We start from the raw sequence: 19678 nt of genomic DNA, 5'->3' as shown, positions 1-19678 counted from the left end.
TCACCTGTTGCATGTTGTGGGAAAGCCGCGGCTCACCTAAGCGCGGCCATTCTCCCTCAGCAACAGCGTGTAGGAAAGAAGTCAAAAATGGCTATCGCCCATAAGCAGATAGCGGTTTAAACCTTAGGAACCGGGCCTTGCCCACCTTTGTACAACACGGAGACATTCATCTTATGGCTATGGAAAACCTCATGCCGTTTATCGTCGGTATCGTCGGGGTCATCATCTTTATTTTGGGCGCATTTGGCCTTTTTAAGGCGTTTTACGTCAAAGTACCTCAGGGAACGGCGCTTATTGTCAACGACACAAGTACACAGCCAAAGGTGTATTTTACCGGAGCACTGGTTTATCCGGTCATCCACAAAAAGGAATTCATGCGCATCTCGCTGTTGACGCTGGAAGTGGATCGCCGCGGCAAAGATGGTCTGATCTGTAAAGACAACCTTCGCGCAGACATTACCGTCGCCTTCTACCTTCGGGTGAATGAAACAACAGAAGACGTCCTTAAAGTCGCCAAATCTATTGGCGTAGACCGCGCGTCTGACCACCAGGCCGTTAGCGAACTGTTTAACGCCAAGTTCTCTGAAGCATTAAAGACCGTCGGCAAGCAGTTCGAGCTGTCCAAACTGTTTGAAGACCGCCAGAACTTCCGCAACCGCATCGTTGACGTTATTGGTGAAGATCTCAACGGCTACGCGCTGGAAGACGTTGCCATCGACTATCTGGAGCAAACGCCGAAAAACTCGCTGGATCCAAACAATATCTTTGACGCCGAAGGTATCCGCAAGATCACCGAGATCACCGCAATTCACAATATCGAAACCAACCAGAAAGAGCGCGATCAGGAACTGGCGATCCAGAAGAAAAACGTGGAAACCCGCGAAGCTAGCCTAGCGTTGGAACGCCAGCAGGCTGATGCAGAAGCTCGCCAGCAGCGTGAAATTGAGAGCATCCGCGCTCGCGAAGCGGCTGAAACGCTGAAAGTGAAGGAAGAAGAGCGTCTGAAGGCTGAACAGGCCCGCATCCACACCCAGCAGGAAATTGAAATTCGCGAAGAAAACCGCCTGCGTGAAGTCGAAGTTGCTCAACAGAACCGTACCCGCGCCGTCACCATTGAAATAGAGAAAGTCACCAGAGCGAAAGATCTGGAAGTGGTTTCCCGCGAGCGCGAAGTTGAGCTGCAACGCATTGAGAAAGAAAAGGCGCTGGAAGAAGAGCGTAAAAATATCGCTAACGTCATCCGCGAGCGCGTCGCAGTAGAAAAGACTGTTGCTCAGGAAGAAGAGCGTATTAAAGAAGTCCGTCTGGTTTCCGACGCTGACCGCCAGAAGCAGGTCACCGTGATCCACGCTCAGGCAGAAGCCGAGCAGGAACTGGTGCGTCAGGTCAAGCAGGCAGAAGCCGATGAAAGCAGCGCCAAGTTTAAAGCGCTGGAAATCAGCACCATGGCGCAAGCCGAGCTGGAAGCTGCGGCTAAACAGGCAGAAGCGAAAAAGCGCATGGCTGAAGGTATCGAGGCCGAGCAGGCTGCCCTTGGCCTAGCAGAAGCCCGCGTCCGTCAGGCGCAGGCTGAAGCCGAAGAAAAAGAAGGCCTAGTACAGGCTAACGTAACGGCTGAAAAGCTGCTGGCAGAAGCCCGCGGTACGCAGGAAAAAGGCCTGGCTCAGGCTCGCGTGATGGAAGCTCAGGCTGCTGCCACCCAGAAACAGGGACTGGCAGATGCAAAAATCCTGGAAGAGAAGCTGTCAGCACAGGCCCGCGGTGATGAGCAGCAGGCTAACGCTAACGAGAAGCTGGGTCTGGCAGACGCCAAGATTCTGGAAGAAAAGCTGAGTGCACAGGCTCGCGGTGAAGGCCAACTGGGCTCCGCGCAGGCAGAAGTGATTCGCCAGCGCCTGAAGGCAGAAGCGGACGGTCTGACCGACAAGTTCACCGCCATGGGCAACCTCAACGATACGGCGCGGGATCACGAAGAGTTTCGCATGCGCCTTGAGAAGCACTTTGAGCAGGCGATGGCCGAAATTGCCGCGAACAAAGAGATTGCTCGCGAGCAGGCCGAAGTGCTGGCCTCTGCCCTCAGCAAAACCAACATCGACATCGTTGGCGGCGACGGCAGCTTCTTTAACACCTTCTCTAAAGCTCTTAGCGTGGGTAAAGCCATTAACGGCGTGGTGGAAAAAAGCCCACTGGTGCAAAACGTGGTCGATAAACTGCTCAGCGGCAAGGACGGTCAAAAGTTGGATCTTGACGCCCTACTGCAAAACCCTGAAGTTCAGGCTCTGATAAAGCAGTTTGGCGCATCCAAAACGCTTCCGGCAGTCTCCAACAGCCGTAGCGTAAGCGAAGAGTAATAGCCTACGCCCGGCCTTTAGGTAATAAAGGCCGGGCGTTCTTTAGTCTCGCTGGCTGAGATAAAGGGTCGATACCGTGCCTTTATCTCAGTTAGTTTTTGTAAAGCGCTCCGCGGGCAGCGGTGCGTATAAAATCTTCAAAGGGAATGCGACACGCCATGTCAGACAGCCAAACGAACCAGCGCGAACAGGAAATATTGGATAACGCCGTTGCCGAAGGCGGTGCCTACGATATCTTACGCAAGCGACTATCTGAACAGGGTCAGCAGCTGCACGAAAAAGCTGCTGTGCTCAACGCTCGCCGTCTGGAAGAGTTTGGCAAAAGCCAAATGGATGCCGTTGGCCGTATTCGCATTCGTACAGAAAATAACTGTGTCGCCCGTGACATTGTCCGGGTCGGTGACTGGCTGCTGTTTGGCTATAACGTCTTTCTCGGGTTAAAAAAAGAAACCCGCATTGAGGACGTGTTCTCCCTCTATCGTTTAAAAGAAGAAAACGGGGAATACGACGTTGAGTCTGTCCCTCTAACAGGCACTTTCCTCAACATCCAAAGCTTCGTACAGGACTTCAACGAGCTTTATACCTATTATAAAAACACCCAGCTGCTACAGCTGGTTGAGCGTGACGGTAAGCTTCTCGCCAGTTTCCAGATCGGCGAACGCATCACGGATATCCGCGTCTTCCGCTGGTCCATCTCCAGCGATAAAACCGACATTCGCTATATCGACAATCGGGGTGAGCGCGATATCGCCCTGCCCCCTGCTTACGATTTTGAATGGCACAAAACAACTCGTGAAAACAGCGTTAACGGCCGATATCCTCACGTCAACATTCTCGATACGGTATTTGTAGAAACCGTCGGCGGTGACCTTACAGTCAAGTGCGAAAACAACACTGAAGACGGACTGGGGATCTACCGCGAGGCGGTGCTGGATAAAACCCAGTCCCTAGACGATGCTCAAATAGAATACGCCCAGACTGGCAGTCTGATCCTGCTCAAAGTGCTGCCCTATCGTGAAGAAAGCTGGCGCTATCTGGTTTATAACACCCTAACTCAGGGCGTGCAGCGCATCGACGCCATTGGTCAAGCCTGTATTCAGCTACCTGAAGACCACGGCATCATTTTCCCCGGCGGCTACTATCTGCAAAACGGGGAATACAAGACTTTCGATCAGCCGATGGACGGCATGCGTTTTCGCCGAGTCCGACGTTCGCCAAACGGCGAAGACGTGATGTACATATTCTACGAACCAAACCGCGGTCGACTGGCGCTGTTTAACTACAACATGATTGAGCGCAAGCTGCAAAATCCGCTGTTCGGCCACGGCTACGCCATGCTGGAAGACGGCAGAATGGTGCTGTTTGAAGGCCAGTCTGAAGAGCCTACGCGTATTCACCCCATGCAGATCTGGCAAACGCCCTTCTATTCCGACGAGTTTGCCGCCAGTCAGCCTGCCAAGAACAGCTTCTTTGGGCGCATCGGTAACGCCGAACTGGTGCGGGGGATTTCCGACCTTTACCACATAGCTCGAGAAATCGAGCAGCAGCAAATTTCATCTCAGCTCTATGAAAAGCTGAGCCAAGACGCCAAGCGGCTTATCGATATTTACTACTGGCTTAACGACGAACACAGCCTGCACGCCGCTATTCTGCTGAAAGAAATTGCCCACACCGGCGAGCTGGTGCTGGACGAGTATGAAAAAGTAGAAAGCATCCGCCGTCAGTCAGTCCGAGCAATGAATGAGGCAACGACTCGGCAAAGGCAACTGCTGTCTGCTATGCTGCCAGACAGTTGGACAGAGGCGCAGCAGTTCGTCGATGCGCTCAATGCTCTAAGCGTCCAGCGTGGGCATCTGATTACACTACGCGACTACCGCTATATTGATTTAACTCGTCTGGACGAGATGGAAAAGCAGCTGACCGAAAGCCAGCAGAACATCTCCTTGGCAACAGCGGCATTTCTTGCCGGCGATGCGGCGCTAGCGCCCTTTAATGCCCGCCTGCAACACCTTGAAAAGCAGACTCAGGAAGCGCTAAACAGCGCTCAGCTGTCTGAACCTATGGCCGATATGGACACCATGTCGGCGGATCTCGACATGCTTTCCAACCTGATGGCGTCGCTGAAGTTTGAAGACACCACTCAGCAGACGCGCATTATTGAGTCCATTTCCGAAATCTATGCCCGCCTTAATCAGGCCAGAGCGCGCCTGCAGCATCGTCGTAAAGAACAGACGTCTGTTGAGGCCGTCGCTCAGTTCGGCGCACAGTTTAAGCTGTTCAGCCAGGGGATTGCCAACGCGCTCTCTCTGGCAACCGATCCAGAACGCTGCGACGAGCAGCTGTCTCGGCTACTGGTTCAGCTTGAAGAGTTAGAAAGCCAGTTCAGCGAGCACGATGAGTTTTTAAACGACATTCTCAGCAAGCGCGAAGAGCTGCTTGAAACCTTTGAAACCCATAAGCAAGCGCTGCTAGACGAGCGCCAGCGCAAAGCCCAGAATCTACAGGTCGCCGCCGAGCGCCTGCTCGACAGCATTCGTCGAAGAACCGCCAAGTTTAATGCGCTGGATGAGCTCAACGCCTTCTTTGCCTCCGACCCCCTTGCGCTAAAAACCCGGGAAATCGTCGAACGGCTGAGGGAATTGAAAGACAGCGTAAAAGCGGACGACATTGACGCCAAGTTTAAGGCCGCTCGCGATCAGGCCATTCGCAGCCTGCGGGATAAGTCGGAAATCTTTGAAAACGACGGCAGCGTGATCAAACTGGGGCCTCGTCACCGGTTCAGCGTCAACACGCAGGAGCTGGATCTCACTATTTTGCCCCACGGCGATCGCCTGTTCCTGCACCTTACCGGTACAGACTATCAGGAACAGCTCGACAGCGCAGAACTCAACGAGCTACAAGACTACTGGCCTATTTCCATTGAGTCCGAGTCTAACGATGTCTATCGTGCAGAATATCTGGCCTATTCGATGATCTACGCCGCCAGCAAAGAACTGGACGGCCTGACAATCCCATCCCTCACCAGCCTGCTTAACCAGCCGGAAGCGCTGGAAAAGGCAGTCAGAGACTTTGCGGCTCCCCGCTATCGTGAAGGATACGAAAAAGGGATTCACGATCACGATGCGGTCGCTATTCTACAAAAGCTGATCCCTGTCGGCCAAAGCGCTGACCTGCTTCGGTTTAACGCTCTGGCTCGCGGGCTGGCAGTGCTCTTCTGGCGTCACGTTCAAAAGCAGGAGCTTCCAGCCCTATGGCCGGAGCGCGCGCGCACCAGCCTTAATATTCAGCAGCTGTTCCGCCACGATTCTGGCCTGCTGGATCTGCAAGCCGAAATCGAAGCCGAACTCAGCCTGTTCTTAGAACGCTACCCTATCCCTTGCCAGCCCTATCAGCAGCATCAGGCCGCTGAATATCTGAGCCTGGCGCTGGGAAGGACGCCTCTTGAGTTTACCTTCAGCAAATATGCGAAAACGCTACTGGAAGGCCTTCAGTCTCATCTGACACAGGCTCATATGTGGCTGGATTTTAACCAGTCACAGCAAAATTTAGAGAAACGCTACGCCCAGCGATGGGCGCTGGTTGAAAACTGGCTCACTGGGCTTTGCTCTTTACCTGACTATGCACCACTGCGCGACTACGTAGCTGAAGCAGTAGCGCTTACCTTGCTAGACAAACCCAGCAGCGCTCGTTTCAGCGAAGCTGACCTGCACTTTACAGTAACCGACCTGATGGGCGAACACCCGCTGATCGCTAATCAGTCTCTGACGCTTCGACTAGATGACTACTTTAGCCGCATGCGCAGACAGCGTAAGGTCTTTATTCCCGGCTACCAGCGCTATCAATCACTGCGCCAGGAAGTGCTCAATCAGCAGCGTACTGACCTGCGTCTGCACGAGTTCAAGGCCAAGCCGCTCAGCTCCTTCGTGCGTAACAAGCTGATTAACGACGTTTACCTGCCGATCATTGGCGATAACTTGGCTAAGCAAATCGGCACCGTGGGTGAAAACAAGCGCACTGACTTGATGGGTCTGTTACTCATGATATCGCCGCCGGGCTACGGTAAAACAACGCTGATGGAGTACGTCGCTAACCGCCTTGGTCTGATCTTTATGAAGATAAACGGCCCGGCGCTGGGTCACGACGTCCTCTCTCTCGACCCAGAGCAAGCGCCTAACGCTACCGCCCGTCAAGAGCTTGAGAAGCTGAATCTGGCGTTGGAAATGGGTAACAACGTGATGCTGTATGTGGACGATATTCAGCACACTCACCCGGAATTTCTGCAAAAGTTTATTTCGCTGTGTGACGGCACTCGGCGCATTGAGGGCGTCTGGAAAAGCAAGACTAAGACTTATGACATGCGCGGTAAAAAATTCTGCGTCGTCATGGCCGGTAACCCCTATACGGAATCCGGCGAAGTTTTCAAAATTCCAGACATGCTGGCCAACCGCGCGGATATCTATAACCTCGGTGAGGTACTAGGCGGCATGGAGGAATCCTTCTCGCTAAGCTATATCGAAAACAGCCTGACCTCTAACCCCGTGCTGGCTCCACTGGCGCTACGCGATATGAACGATCTCTATCTGCTTGTCGATAAAGCCATGGGTAAACCATTCTCTTCCAATTCACTCAGCTATCAGTACAGTGAGGCAGAGATTACTGAAATCGTTGCCATACTGGAAAGAATGATTTCTCTGCGCGACGTAGTGCTGAAGGTTAACCAGCAGTATATTGCCAGCGCTGCACAGTCAGACCGGTATCGAACCGAGCCGCCCTTTAAGCTACAGGGCAGCTATCGCAATATGAACAAGCTCGCTGAAAAGATCTCCGCAGTGATGAATGCGGCGGAAATTCGTCAAATCCTTGACGATCACTATCTTGGTGAAGCACAGCTGCTTACACAGGGGGCAGAAGAAAACCTGCTGAAGCTGGCGGAAATTCGTGACACCCTGTCACCTCAGGAAGAGCAGCGCTGGCAGCAGATTAAGCGTGACTTTACGAGAAACAAAGCGCTGGGTGGCGATGGTGCTGACGTGGGTGACCGCGTTGTTGTTCAGCTAGCGTCACTGGTCGAAAGCGTTCAGTCATTGAGGAACTAACCTAGGGTGAAATCCTGGCTCACACAGCGCGTTTACATTTTGGCTGTCTTAGCGGCTCTGCTTATCGTCGTTCAGTGCATTAATGCTCTGAGCGGCGGTTTACTGACGTCGCTGGGGATTTTGCCGCGAACCTTAAGCGGTCTGAAGGGAATTTTGCTGGCGCCGTTTATCCACGGTGACTGGAGCCATCTCTTCAGCAACCTGCCTATCCTACTGATATTAAGTGCGCTGCTGATGGCGTCTTCAGTACGAGACTACGTGTACTCCAGCCTCGCAGTGATTGTGATAGGGGGAGGCCTGGTGTGGATATTTGCCCGCTCAGCCTATCACGTTGGCGCCAGCGGCTGGATTTTCGGCCTATGGGCACTGCTTTTAGCGCAGGGGCTCGCCCGCAGGAAGCTTCTCGACCTCGCTCTGGCGCTGCTGATCCTGTTTTACTACGGCGGTATGGCAGCGGGGCTACTGCCGGGAGATTCTCGCATTTCTACCGAAAGTCATATTGCTGGCGCAGTCGCTGGCATAATTTATGCGTGGCTAGAAAGAAAATGGCGAATGAGAAAAACAAAACGCCTTGATGAAAGGGAAGTACCACATAGCGGCAGTAGGTGAAATAAAACGCTAAAGAAGCAATTCGTTTCAACTAAGTGCAAACTGGCAACATTCTCTCTTGTTATAAGTAATTTTTCAGCAATTCCCCTTTATTTTGGGCGCTGATTACAGCAAACTAGGATTATATAGCTACAGAAAGGATCGCCATTTAAAAGCCCACACATTTGATCGGGCCGTAATAAATCCTTAGCGCTATTTTCTTTTTATGGATGAGAAAAGGATACATGGAAAACAACGAGCTGGAACGCTACCTCGAGGATTCACTGGCCGATCTTACTCTCAGTCAGGGAGAGCGCATTCAGCTAAGAGACATAGGTCAGTCACTTTCTGCTGAACAGTTTGGCTTTATGCGCAATCGCGCTTTCGACATGGTTCGCAGCCATCTTGACTCCGCCCCTACCGATCTTCAACCTGTATTAAAGTGGTTAGAAACGGTAGTCAAAACGCTCGACGCCACCGCTCGCCAAAAGCGCGTTAACAGCACCGCCTTCTTCTCACCCGGCAGCGCCTGCCGTGATAAAATCCGAGCCCTTCTCTCTCACGCTCAACAGTCTGTTGATATCTGCGTGTTTACCATCGCCGATGACGATATTACTGACGCCATTATGCAGGCGCATAAAAGGCAGGTTAACGTCAGGATTATTACCGATAACGATAAATCTGAAGACCACGGCAGCGATATTGACTATCTGATTCGTCAGGGCGTGACCGTTGTCATGGACGACTCGCCGTATCACATGCACCATAAGTTTGCGATTTTTGACGGGCGCTATTTGCTTAACGGCAGTTTTAACTGGACGAGAAGTGCGTCCCAACACAATTATGAAAACGTTCTCGTTACGGACAACCCAGATCTTTTGAATCTCTATCAACAGCAGTTCAATCAGCTATGGCGGAGATTTGACTGATGAAAGCGGCAGGGGTAACAGCATCGAGCGCGCCTTTTGGCTCAAAGGCGACGGGCTGTTTCACGCTAAATAATAAAAGAGGCATGGTTAATCGCCTCTCCTCCCTGACCGCTTTCTATTTACAACGAAAAAAATACAACTACACACTTTATTACAGCAGAAAATCTATGAAAAATCAGATCACTCGTGTTTCTCTTTGCTGCGGCATCGCCCTGGCATTAGCTTCCTGCGCTAATCCACCTTCACGTCAAAATCTCGACTATGCCCTGTCTCAGGGACATATAGAAATGGCAGAAAAAATTGCGCTCGATGAAGGCGTATCCGGCAGTGGAGAAGCCACTCATCTCCTGTGGTCTCTTGAGGCGGGTGCCCTACTTCGCATGACGAATCAGCTGGATCGCTCCACCAAAGTGTTTGACGGCGCAGAGCTGCTGATTAAAGACAGTGAAACGAAAAACATTGCCGCATCAGGCTTAAGCCAGGCTGCATCAATGGTCGTCAACGATAACGTCATGGACTACTCTCCGCGCGTCTATGACCGCGTGATGGTCAATACCTATAAAGCGCTGAACTTTTGGCAGCTGGCTGACTTTAATAACGCCCGCGTTGAATGGAACAGGGTTGACGACCGCCAGCGTCGGGCGGCAGAATACTTCTCAAAAGAGATTAACGAGCAAAAAAGCGCCATCAAGAGCAACAATCTTGGCGAATCGTACTCCAAGTCAATGGAAACATTGGAAGGATCAGGGATCGACGTTGCACAATGGAAGCCGTATGACGGCTATATCAACCCCGCATCGCTCTATCTGCACGGCCTTTACTTCCTGATCAATAATGAAAACGTAGGCGACCTTAACAAAGCCAAAGAGAGCCTCAAGCGTGCCTATGCATTGACGAAAAACCGCCAGATTCGCTCAGACCTGAATCTGGCAAACAGCAAGGGGCGCAATGTACCGCCGGGCGTTTGGGTTATCTTTGAAAACGGCTCGTCTGCCAGAAAGGCTGAGCGTCGCATAGATTTACCGTTGCTTTTGGTCACCCGTAAAGTAGCCTACGCGGGTATTGCACTGCCAACGCTGGAATCAGGTAGCCCGGCGTATCCTTATCTTTCTATCAATGGAGGGAATAAAACGGAGTCGTTCGCCCAGATGGATAAAATCATTCAGGGTGAATTTAAAACGGAATTTACCGGCATCCTTATCAAGGAGCTCTCTCGCGCCATTCTGAAGACGGCAGCTCAGGCGACGATGATGAACTCAGATAATAAAACGATCAGGATCCTCGGCGCTATCACTGGGGTTGCTCAGGCAGTCACCACTCAGGCCGATATCCGCAGTTGGCATACGCTTCCTTATGATTTCCAGGTTGCCTATGTTAAGTGGCCCAGCAGTCAAAAGATTCAGATCGCCCCTTCAGGCGGTTCTGCTATCACCGTCGACCTGCCTGCTACGCCACAGCCCGTGGTGGTATACGTGCGCAGTATAAACTCGCTGATGCCGCCTAAGGTGGACGTACTAACCAGTAAGAATGCGATGTAGATTTTCCCTTTAGGGATCGATATCGTAATAACCTTTAAACTATGTTGAGAACGCAATAATGACTATTTTTAACAAAAAGATTTTTCTTGCCGCGGCTGTAGCCCTTTCCCTTGCTGGATGTGCTCAAGAAGGCGCCTACTACGTCGACAGTAAAAACGACGGCGTAGCCATTATGGGCCTCGACTATAAAGATTTCGAAATGGCGGCAACCAATATGGTTGACGACATGCTGAGCTCCGACCTGCTGGTTCACCCACAGGGCGGCCGCTACGTTCTGACTGTCACTGGCATTGTTAACGATACCGATCAGCGCATCGATACCGATCAGCTGACCAAGAAAATTCGTACCAGCCTGCTGAACTCAGGCCGTTTCGTTGTGACCACCGCTATTAGCGCTAACGGTCCTGAAGACGAAATGACCCGTAAAGTACGCCAGCTGCGTAAATCCAAAATGGTTAACCAAAAGACTGTGAAGAAAGACGGTCGCGTTATCGCTCCTGACTTCTCTCTGACCGGTAAAATCATTCAGCAGAACCGTCGCGTAAGCTCCAGCACTCAGCAGGTTGAGTACTACTTCCAACTGACACTGACTAACCTGGACGACGGTCTGGCTTACTGGGAAAAAGAGTACCCAATCATCAAGCGTGGCGACAACCGCACTGCTAGCTGGTAATCAAACGATTCCCGGGCGCGGCGCGCCCGACAGAGTTCGACGCGCGCCGCATATGTTTATTTCATCCATTAGGGCTTGCTAATGAAAAAATGGATCTTGGTACTTGCAGCACTTCTGACGCTTTCACCCGCTGCTTTTGCAAAAATTGAAACCGTCGAAGCGCAAGGATACGGTGAAACCTACGAAAAGGCTGTTGACGCCGCTCTGGCTGATGCCGTTCGTCAGGTAAATGGAATGACCGTAAGCACACAGTCTGAACGTGCCGGCGACTATGTCCGCGTAAAAGACAAAGCCGACGTTAACGTGGAAGGAAAAGGCACCTACGTTGAGAATACGAAGAATAACGACAATTCGTTTCTCAGCAATAAGGCCGGTGACTCAACCTATACTGAAAACCTTGATGTCAACGTTGGCGGCAACGCAAACCGCGACATTACCGTTAATACCGGCAAAAGCGCACAGATCAATACGCGCAGTGCAGGAACGGTAAAAGGCTATAAGGTTAAAACTCGCGACTGTGACGCCAAAGGCTGTACCGTTATTCTGACGGTCGAAATCGATAAAGTAGAGCGTAAAACCTCTCAGGCGTCCTCAAAGCGCGATCGTCTGGCGATTATCACCACCGGTAACCGCAGCCGTTCTGCCTTTGCCAATACGCTGCGCCAGGAAATTACTGACCGCATCGTACAGTCTCAGCGCTTTACCGTGCTAGATCGCAGTGCCGTCAACGATAAGGCGTTCGAGTCTGAAGAGAAGTTTCTGGAAAGCCGTTTAGACAACTCCGTTGACGTGCGCCAAACTGCCCTTCCCGCCGACTACCTGTTGGTCATTAACGTCACTGAAGCCGGCGTAAGAACGACGACGAAAGTTACCAGCGTTGACCTGACCGGTGAATTTGACGTCACCAGCTCGTCCAAAACCAAAGTCACCGTTCGCTACTCCCTTCTGGAAGCAGCGACCCACGGCATCCAGTGGTCTGACTCTACGGTCTTTGAACAGAGCGGCCGCTATATAGAAACCGCTCGTAAGCAAATCAGCGACGTTATTGCCGATAAAATCGTTAACAAGCTGACGCCTGCGAAGGTTGTTGCCGTCACTAACGGCCAGATCATCATCAACCGCGGCGAGGCCATGGTGTATGACGGCGACCGTTTTGACATTTATTCTCAGGGTGAAGAGCTGGTCGACCCGGATACCGGTGAAGTACTGGGAGCAGCCGAAGAGAAAGTGGCAACCATCGTGATTACTTCTATCAAAGACAAGATCTCTTACGGTGTTGTTGAAAGCGGTAAAGTTGATGCCATTGATAAAGGCGCAATCGCTCGACTGGCTCCGCCAGTTGTAGAAGAGAAAAAGGCCGACAAGGCTAAAGCAGAACCTGCTAAAGCGACATCATCCAAGCCAAAAGCAAAAGCCAAGCCTAAGGCTGGGGATCAAAAGCTGGGTGAATCTGGCGGCGTATTCCTTTAATCGATCGTCTAATTCTTCAAACCGGCCTTTATGGCCGGTTTTTTTATCCCCTCTTTCTCGTCATTCCTCTGACAATTTTTCACAGCTAAAGCCCCACAGTCTCCCCCAGCCTCATACTGCTGCCAAAAACAAACACAGAAATGGGGTATAATTTATCTCATATCAGTAAGATGCCCGATATAAATACGCTATAGTCGAAAGCATCAATGCGTAGCAACACTTTCAAGCCACAGCGTGCGCACTCGCTCGCTCCGTTGAATTTATCGTGATCAAATAGCCCACCGCTGGGAGATAACCATGTTTAACTTTGACTATTACAATCCAACGCGAATACTTTTTGGCGAAGGAAGAATGAAGGATATTGACGCCCACATTCCTCCCAGCGCCCGCGTACTCATCACCTATGGTGGAGGCAGTGCCAAACGCTATGGCACCCTAGCTGAAGTGACTCAGGCGCTAGGTGCAAGAGAATATATTGAATTTGGCGGTATCGAGCCCAACCCTCAATACGACACGTTAATGAAGGCGGTTAACATTGTAAAAGAAGAAAAGATAGATTTTCTTCTTGCCGTTGGCGGCGGTTCAGTCATCGATGGCACAAAATTTATTGCTGCCGCGGCCTATTTTGAAGGCGATGTGTGGGAAAGCTGGGTAAAGAATATTCCTCTCAGCCAGGTGCTTCCGATTGGCTGCGTTGTCACACTGCCTGCAACCGGCTCTGAAATGAACGGCACTGCCGTTATTAGCCACGCAGGCCTTAACGCTAAGCTAAGCCATAAGCACCCTCTGCTCTTCCCACGCTTTGCGCTATTGGATCCGAAAAAGTCCTATACCCTGCCTGAAAAACAGGTCGCCAACGGAGTTGTTGACGCATTCGTTCACGTTGCCGAACAGTATTTAACCTATCCCGTTTATGGAAAAGTTCAGGATCGCTACGCAGAAGGCCTGATGTTAACACTCATTGAAGAAGGCCCTAAGGCACTCGTAGAGAAAGAGAACTATGACGCCAGAGCGTCTATCATGTGGAGCGCAACTCAGGCGCTAAACGGGCTCATTGGCCTCGGCGTGCCTCAGGACTGGTCTACTCACCGGATGGGATACTATTTCACTGTCTATTACGGTCTCGATCATGCGCAAACGCTCGCGGTCATACTTCCTTCCGTTTTGGATATACAAAAAAAGACTAAGCGACTGAAGCTATTACAGTATGCTGAAAGAGTTTGGGGATTAACCGAAGGCGACGAAGAAATGCGGATAAATAGTGCCATTGCGCTAACCCGACGCTTTTTCGAAGAAATGGGTATCGCTACCAGTTTAAGAGCCTATGGGATCCCTGAGTCCTGTATTGAAGATGCAATTAACTATTTAAAAAGATTTAATTTATTACCGCTGGGTGAACATAAGGATATCAATGAAATTGAAGTTCGCAGGATCCTGAGCTTAAGCTACTGATTGTGCGCTATTACAAATAATGGCGCCATAAGTGCTTGTTCATTCTCTATCAACAGACTATGATATCTGTAACGACATCACACGTTCGTCTTTATGTCGTTACAGATTACCCCTAATCCAATACCTCAACGTACCGAGTGATATTCCGCGTGTATTAATCAATGCATGCATTTCTTCACGTTGAGCTAAATAATAAGTAGCCTATAATGAGTGATATTGATTATTTAATGATGTTCCGTAAATGCTCCAATGAGGATAGCCTAGAGCGCCTTTACGATAAACTAAACTATTCCCTATCAGACAACGGTATTCTCGCCAATATGTACCGCGCTGCCGATCACCGCAGAGCTGAGTTGGTTGCCGGTAAGCTCTTTGACCTAGGCAAAGTGCCAAAATCCATTTGGTTCCAGGTGAAATAATTCCAATCTTCACAAGCATTACGTAGCGGAGCACCGCCGCTATTTTCGGTATCTGTGCATTAGGCTCTGTTCGTAGCTATTGCGCTGATTAAATATACTAGGCTGAAGCATTTTACACTTTGATATTTTATAAACTCTATTGACTCGGTTTGTTTTAATTCAGACAGCCGCTGGCGCAGAGAGTAATATAAAAGCAAAGCTGACTGATGCTCGCGTATCCAGATTTATATAAAAATATACGCTTACGCCGCACTTTATTTCTCTTGTTTATTTGATAATTTCTTATTTACGCTAATAAAAACATTACAACCTAATAACGAAAAGCTACCCTGCTAGCTTTTCGTTATTGTTCCCCCTCTTCTACTCTAACGTTATTCAACGAACGCTATCTGCCTTGGTAAATAGCAACACCGCTGTGAAATTTCACCCTCTATCTCTATTATTTAAACAGCAGCCGTTTCCTCTCGCTGGATGAATACAGCTTCTGGCCCACTCATTTTACGCCGCCGCTGTTCAATGAACGGTCATTTTGATTAGTTGATGAACACTTAGATAAAAGATAACAATTTAGCGTTGACAGGGTGAGCGAGGATAGATATGATGCGCCCCGTTCACACGATTCCTCTGTAGTTCAGTCGGTAGAACGGCGGACTGTTAATCCGTATGTCACTGGTTCAAGTCCAGTCAGAGGAGCCAAATTTCGAAAGCCCGCTTTTAAAGCGGGCTTTTTTGTTATTTGTTTCTGGGATTCTCCCATTCATCCAGCGGAATTGGCCTACCAAAATAGTATCCCTGTCCGCGTTTACATCCCAGATGATAAAGCTTCGCTGCTGCCTCTTCGGTTTCGATCCCCTCAGCAACTAGCGGAACGGACAGCCCGTCAGCCAGGCGGACAACCGCGGAGACAATAGCTTCGCTTCGAGCGCTCTCCAACACGCCGCAAACAAAGTCCCTATCAATTTTCAAACAGTCAAACTGCAATCGGTACAAATAGGAAAGGCTTGAGAACCCAGAACCAAAATCGTCTATCGCCACGGAAAGTCCAAGAGCCCGGATCCGTGCAATTTGCTCGCCGATAATAGTGCCCTTTTCCACTAAAATAGACTCTGTCAGCTCAATCGCCAAATTACAGGGAGAAAGGTCGTTTTCACGCAAAGACTCAACGATGACGTCATAAAAATCCGTTTGCATCAGCTGCCGGGCAGACACGTTAATATGAATAATAAAGTCTCTCGGCCAGCCGCTTGCTATCTTCAGCGCCAACTGGCGGCAGGACTCTTTAAGCACCCAGCGTCCGATAGACAAAATCAGGCCAGATTCCTCAGCAAGAGGAATAAAGATATAGGGCGCGACCATACCGTACGCTTTACTCCGCCAGCGAAGCAGTGCCTCTGCACCGATGACTCTACCGTCACGCAGTTCAACAATCGGCTGGAAATAGACCAGTAACTCCTGATTAATCTGTGCCTGACTTAACTCTTGCAGCATCTGGGTATTTTCAACTGCCTGAGTCATCATTTCCGGCTTATACACCTCATACGCCCCAGTGCCCTTTTTACGAGCGTTAACCAACGCTAAAGAGGCCTTCCGCAGGTGCTGGGTCAACGACGCATCGTCAAACTCTCCATCGACAAAAGCAATGCTGCCGACAAACATCAGGTGTTCACTGCCCTGAGCGTGTGCGTAAAGATGAACGTACTTTTGCACTTCTTCAGTCAGGATGTCTTTAGGGCACCCCTCCGGATAGCACACGGCAAATTCAACGTCATTGACTCTAGCAAGCAGTGCCTCTTTAGGTACAACATCATTGAGCGTTGCCGCAAACTCGCTTAATAACCACTCACCTTTCTGATACCCCAATGTATTGTTCACGTCACCGATATTGTCCAGACTGAGCATCACTAACCCACGCCATTTACGCTTCTCTCCGGACGTATCAGAGATCTTCATCTGCTCCAGCAGGCCTTCTGCGCTCAACAGGCCGCTGACGGGATCGTAGTTAACCTGGTGTCGTAATTTAGAAAAGGCCGTCGACAGCGTGGCAGACATCTCGTTAAACGCATTGTTAAGCAGCCTAATCTCTTTAAGCTGGAAGCGAGGTGCTCGAGCAGGCGACCACTCCTGAAGAGCGATCAATCTAGCCTGCCTGGCGACGTCCAGTATTGGCGTTGTAATTTTTGATAAAATAATCCATGCCAGCGTGATGCCTACCAAAAAAACGCCCAAAATAAGAAAGATCGTGGAACGCCTGTCTGCATCCAGCTTGCCAATAAAATCACTCTGCGGTACCGCAACGACAATGCGCCAATTTTTTAAGCCAAGACCCGAACCAAATGATGCAATTCGACCGTGAAAAACCTCGCCGTTAAGGGTAAAAAGAATCTTATCGATGCTCTTATCGTTAAGGTAAGGAGCCATCTCCCGAATGATGGGGCTGATGCTTTCTTGCGGAGAAATGAGAGTCGCTTTATCGTAAAGAATCGTTGTTTCTTGAGGTACAAACTTTAATTTATCATCGGACGAGTACGACACCATTTTATTGTCGCCGTTCAGGATAAAAATAACGCCGTTACCAAGGCTGGGTATCGAACGCAGGTACTTATTAAAACGCTCGACTTTAATATCGCTGGAAAGCACGCCGACATAGCGTTTATTAGTATCATAAACGGGGCTATTATAGGAAATCGTCAGCTCTCTAACCTTATTCAAATCCCAATAGCCTGTGGTCCATATTCCCCGGCGATTTACCTCTACGTTGCGATACCAAGGGCGAAGTCGCGGATCGTAATACTTAAGGCTGTTTATCACTGGATTTTCCGTGCTCATACCAGAATAAAAGTTCATCACGCCGCGGGTTCGCACATCCTTTAACAGAAGCCTGAAATCACCGGTCTGGCTATCTCTGTCAACGGCAACGTAATTGCCGTTAGCCGAACCAAAGGCAATGAGGCTTAGCTGAGGCATATTGGGAAAAATGCGTTCCATCGTCTCCTTAAGCGGCACTTCTAGCTCATTAAGGGAGCTATCGGACTCATTGAGAGAGTTTCGTATAGCGATCTCGACAGCAGCATTAGCCTGAATGGGCACTTCCATAAAGTTAAAAAGGTGGGAACGAACGGATTCAATATGGGTGGCTGTCACACGGTCGCTCAGCCGTTCAAAAAGGCGCATTTCATTACGTAGCTGTAGGAAGAGCGCAGTGCTTAATGTAATCGTTAGCAGCAGCACAAACAGCAGCGTGACTAACGGTTTTAATGATACGGATCTAAATAAGCGCACTTTCCCACCACTTAACCATCAAATATTACGTCGCTAAGGGATAGAGAAATCAAACTTATACACATCACCTCTATACACCTCTTCACTGGTCTCTCTCGTTCTCTCTTTCCCTTAAAGTCTATATTACTTTTTTCATTAGCTATACCGAAATGCAAATATTTCTGACAGTTAGCTTTTCAAATGCAGAAGAAATCAGAATGGGTTGATGAAAGAAAGACCTGCATGGCTAAAATAGAAACGAAAATCGCTCTTTTTTGGATGAACAATAAGCAAATACACTCACAGGCTTTTTCCAGCGGTTGACAGCACTCGGGCGGGCAGATATGATGCGCCTGTCTATACGATTCCTCTGTAGTTCAGTCGGTAGAACGGCGGACTGTTAATCCGTATGTCACTGGTTCAAGTCCAGTCAGAGGAGCCAAATTTTAGTTTCGGGACATCCCAGTAAGTCCGGAGACGTTTAAAAAACAAGAACTTATCTTAACCCGGTTGACCTGCGAAGGTTTACCGGGTTTCTTGACATCCATAGTTTTTGGGGGCTTAATCGGGGGCCTCACGGTTCGTTGAGAAAATGGAGCCCCCACCTATGGCATTAACCGATACCGCAATCCGCAAGATCAAACCCACCGATAAATCCTTCAAGATTACTGACAGTGCAGGACTCTACCTGCTGATCAAACCCAACGGCTCAAAACTCTGGTACATGAAGTACCGCATCTTTGGTAAAGAGAAAAAGCTGGCCTTTGGCCCCTACCCGGATATTTCTCTGTTTAAGGCGCGTCAGCTACGCGATGCCGCACGCGCTAAAGTTCGTGAAGGGGCCGATCCTTCTGCTGATAAAAAAATCGCGCAGCAGAAAAAGAAAAACGGGCAAACATTCCGGCAGATCGCCATGAACTGGCACGCCGATCACAAACGCTGGTCTGCGCATTATGCAACGACCATCCAGCGCAGGCTGGAAATGTACGTTTTCCCGGATATCGGGGAAAAATTCATCGATCAGATCCTCACGGAGGATTTGCTGTTTACCCTGCGTAAGGTGGAGAACAAAGGCTTTCTGGAAATTACCGCCCGGCTGAAAAACTACGTCACTGAAATCATGCGCTATGCGGTGAAGAAGCAGTTAATCAAATCAAACCCGGCACTGGATCTGGACGGCGAGTTTACACCGCCGGAAACGCAACATTACCCGGCCCTGCCCCTTGAGAAAATGCCTGAATTGTTATCGCGGACGAATAACTACCCCGGCAGACTGCTGACACGGTACGCGCTTAAGCTGTCACTGCTATTTTTTGTGCGCTCCAGCGAACTGCGCTTTGCCCGCTGGAGTGAAATCGACTGGCAGCAAAAACTCTGGATAATCCCGGAAGAGCGGGAGCAGATCGAAAACGTGCGCTTCTCTCATCGCGGCACAAAAATGAAAACGCAACATATCGTTCCGTTGTCCGATCAGGCTGTTGCTGTCTTAAAGCAAATTGAAGCGCTCTCCGGCCATCTGGCCTTCATTTTCCCCGGCGAATACGATCAGGATAAATGCATGAGCGACAGCACGATTAATAAAGCATTGCGCGTGATGGGCTACGACACCAAAAAAGACGTCTGCGGCCACGGTTTCAGGGCAATGGCGTGCAGCGCGCTGAGTGAGTCGGGCTGTGGAGCAAAGAAGCCATTGAAAAGCAGATGAGCCATCAGGAAAGAAACAGCGTCCGCGCTGCTTATATCCATAAGGCTGAATATCTGGAGGAACGGATCGCGATGATGCAGTGGTGGGCGAATTATCTGGACGCAAATCTCGGCGGGTATATTTCCCCTTATCAGTACGCAGCTCCCCTGAAAAACGTGTCGTAATAAAAATACAGCTATTTCTTTTTCCGTCAATTAAC

10 protein-coding genes, 2 tRNA genes and 1 pseudogene are annotated in these 19678 nt (G+C 50.0%); 12 read left to right on the top strand and 1 reads right to left on the bottom strand.

What is annotated here, in order from left to right; all coding sequences use genetic code 11:
• Window positions 1–173 precede the first annotated feature (173 nt).
• The 10 genes from DQM29_RS06685 to DQM29_RS06640 all read left to right on the top strand — a co-directional run bounded on the left by DQM29_RS06685 (window position 174) and on the right by DQM29_RS06640 (window position 15212).
• The gene (locus DQM29_RS06685; protein WP_111739964.1) at window positions 174–2351 is read left to right on the top strand and encodes a flotillin family protein; all 2178 of its coding nucleotides are present in this window, start codon (window positions 174–176) and stop codon (window positions 2349–2351) included.
• A gap of 158 nt (window positions 2352–2509) precedes the next feature.
• Window positions 2510–7447 (top strand): DNA repair ATPase, encoded by a 4938-nt coding sequence (locus tag DQM29_RS06680; protein WP_111739963.1) that lies wholly within the window; start codon window positions 2510–2512, stop codon window positions 7445–7447.
• A gap of 6 nt (window positions 7448–7453) precedes the next feature.
• Window positions 7454–8056, top strand: a complete 603-nt coding sequence (locus tag DQM29_RS06675; RefSeq protein ID WP_111739962.1) for a rhomboid family intramembrane serine protease — start codon at window positions 7454–7456, stop codon at window positions 8054–8056.
• 224 nt (window positions 8057–8280) lie between these two features.
• Window positions 8281–8964, top strand: a complete 684-nt coding sequence (locus DQM29_RS06670; protein ID WP_111739961.1) for a phospholipase D-like domain-containing protein — start codon at window positions 8281–8283, stop codon at window positions 8962–8964.
• A 167-nt stretch (window positions 8965–9131) separates the two neighbouring features.
• Window positions 9132–10502, top strand: coding sequence for a COG3014 family protein (locus DQM29_RS06665; protein ID WP_145960340.1), 1371 nt, complete (start codon window positions 9132–9134; stop codon window positions 10500–10502).
• 58 nt (window positions 10503–10560) lie between these two features.
• The gene (gene lpoB / locus DQM29_RS06660) at window positions 10561–11175 is read left to right on the top strand and encodes a penicillin-binding protein activator LpoB (protein WP_111739959.1); all 615 of its coding nucleotides are present in this window, start codon (window positions 10561–10563) and stop codon (window positions 11173–11175) included.
• An 81-nt stretch (window positions 11176–11256) separates the two neighbouring features.
• On the top strand, window positions 11257–12645 hold the full coding sequence (locus DQM29_RS06655; RefSeq protein ID WP_111739958.1) for a hypothetical protein: 1389 nt from the start codon (window positions 11257–11259) through the stop codon (window positions 12643–12645).
• A 297-nt stretch (window positions 12646–12942) separates the two neighbouring features.
• Window positions 12943–14097, top strand: coding sequence for an iron-containing alcohol dehydrogenase (locus tag DQM29_RS06650; protein WP_111739957.1), 1155 nt, complete (start codon window positions 12943–12945; stop codon window positions 14095–14097).
• Between the two features lie 206 nt (window positions 14098–14303).
• On the top strand, window positions 14304–14516 hold the full coding sequence (gene ydgT, locus DQM29_RS06645) for a transcription modulator YdgT (protein WP_111739956.1): 213 nt from the start codon (window positions 14304–14306) through the stop codon (window positions 14514–14516).
• Window positions 14517–15136: 620 nt separating this feature from the next.
• Window positions 15137–15212, top strand: a tRNA-Asn gene (locus DQM29_RS06640).
• A gap of 36 nt (window positions 15213–15248) precedes the next feature.
• Here the strand turns inward: DQM29_RS06640 and DQM29_RS06635 are convergent.
• A complete protein-coding gene (locus DQM29_RS06635) occupies window positions 15249–17795 on the bottom strand; it encodes a bifunctional diguanylate cyclase/phosphodiesterase (protein ID WP_111739955.1) in 2547 nt (848 codons plus the stop codon).
• A gap of 345 nt (window positions 17796–18140) precedes the next feature.
• Between DQM29_RS06635 and DQM29_RS06630 the strand changes: the two genes are divergently transcribed.
• Window positions 18141–18216 (top strand) — tRNA-Asn (locus DQM29_RS06630).
• 165 nt (window positions 18217–18381) lie between these two features.
• Window positions 18382–19643 (top strand): annotated as a pseudogene (locus DQM29_RS06620) (tyrosine-type recombinase/integrase).
• The last annotated feature ends 35 nt before the right edge of the window (window positions 19644–19678 follow it).

Source organism: Leminorella richardii, from assembly GCF_900478135.1.
Classification (GTDB): domain Bacteria; phylum Pseudomonadota; class Gammaproteobacteria; order Enterobacterales; family Enterobacteriaceae; genus Leminorella; species Leminorella richardii.
This window is presented reverse-complemented; position numbering and strand designations above follow the sequence as displayed.

What these genes read in the sequence shown, in the direction of transcription:
- DQM29_RS06670 (WP_111739961.1), top strand. Translation starts at nt 8,281, where the DNA reads ATGGAAAACAACGAGCTGGAACGCTACCTCGAGGATTCACTGGCCGAT.
- DQM29_RS06650 (WP_111739957.1), top strand. Translation starts at nt 12,943, where the DNA reads ATGTTTAACTTTGACTATTACAATCCAACGCGAATACTTTTTGGCGAA.
- lpoB (WP_111739959.1), top strand. Translation starts at nt 10,561, where the DNA reads ATGACTATTTTTAACAAAAAGATTTTTCTTGCCGCGGCTGTAGCCCTT.
- DQM29_RS06680 (WP_111739963.1), top strand. Translation starts at nt 2,510, where the DNA reads ATGTCAGACAGCCAAACGAACCAGCGCGAACAGGAAATATTGGATAAC.
- DQM29_RS06685 (WP_111739964.1), top strand. Translation starts at nt 174, where the DNA reads ATGGCTATGGAAAACCTCATGCCGTTTATCGTCGGTATCGTCGGGGTC.
- DQM29_RS06665 (WP_145960340.1), top strand. Translation starts at nt 9,132, where the DNA reads ATGAAAAATCAGATCACTCGTGTTTCTCTTTGCTGCGGCATCGCCCTG.
- DQM29_RS06655 (WP_111739958.1), top strand. Translation starts at nt 11,257, where the DNA reads ATGAAAAAATGGATCTTGGTACTTGCAGCACTTCTGACGCTTTCACCC.
- ydgT (WP_111739956.1), top strand. Translation starts at nt 14,304, where the DNA reads ATGAGTGATATTGATTATTTAATGATGTTCCGTAAATGCTCCAATGAG.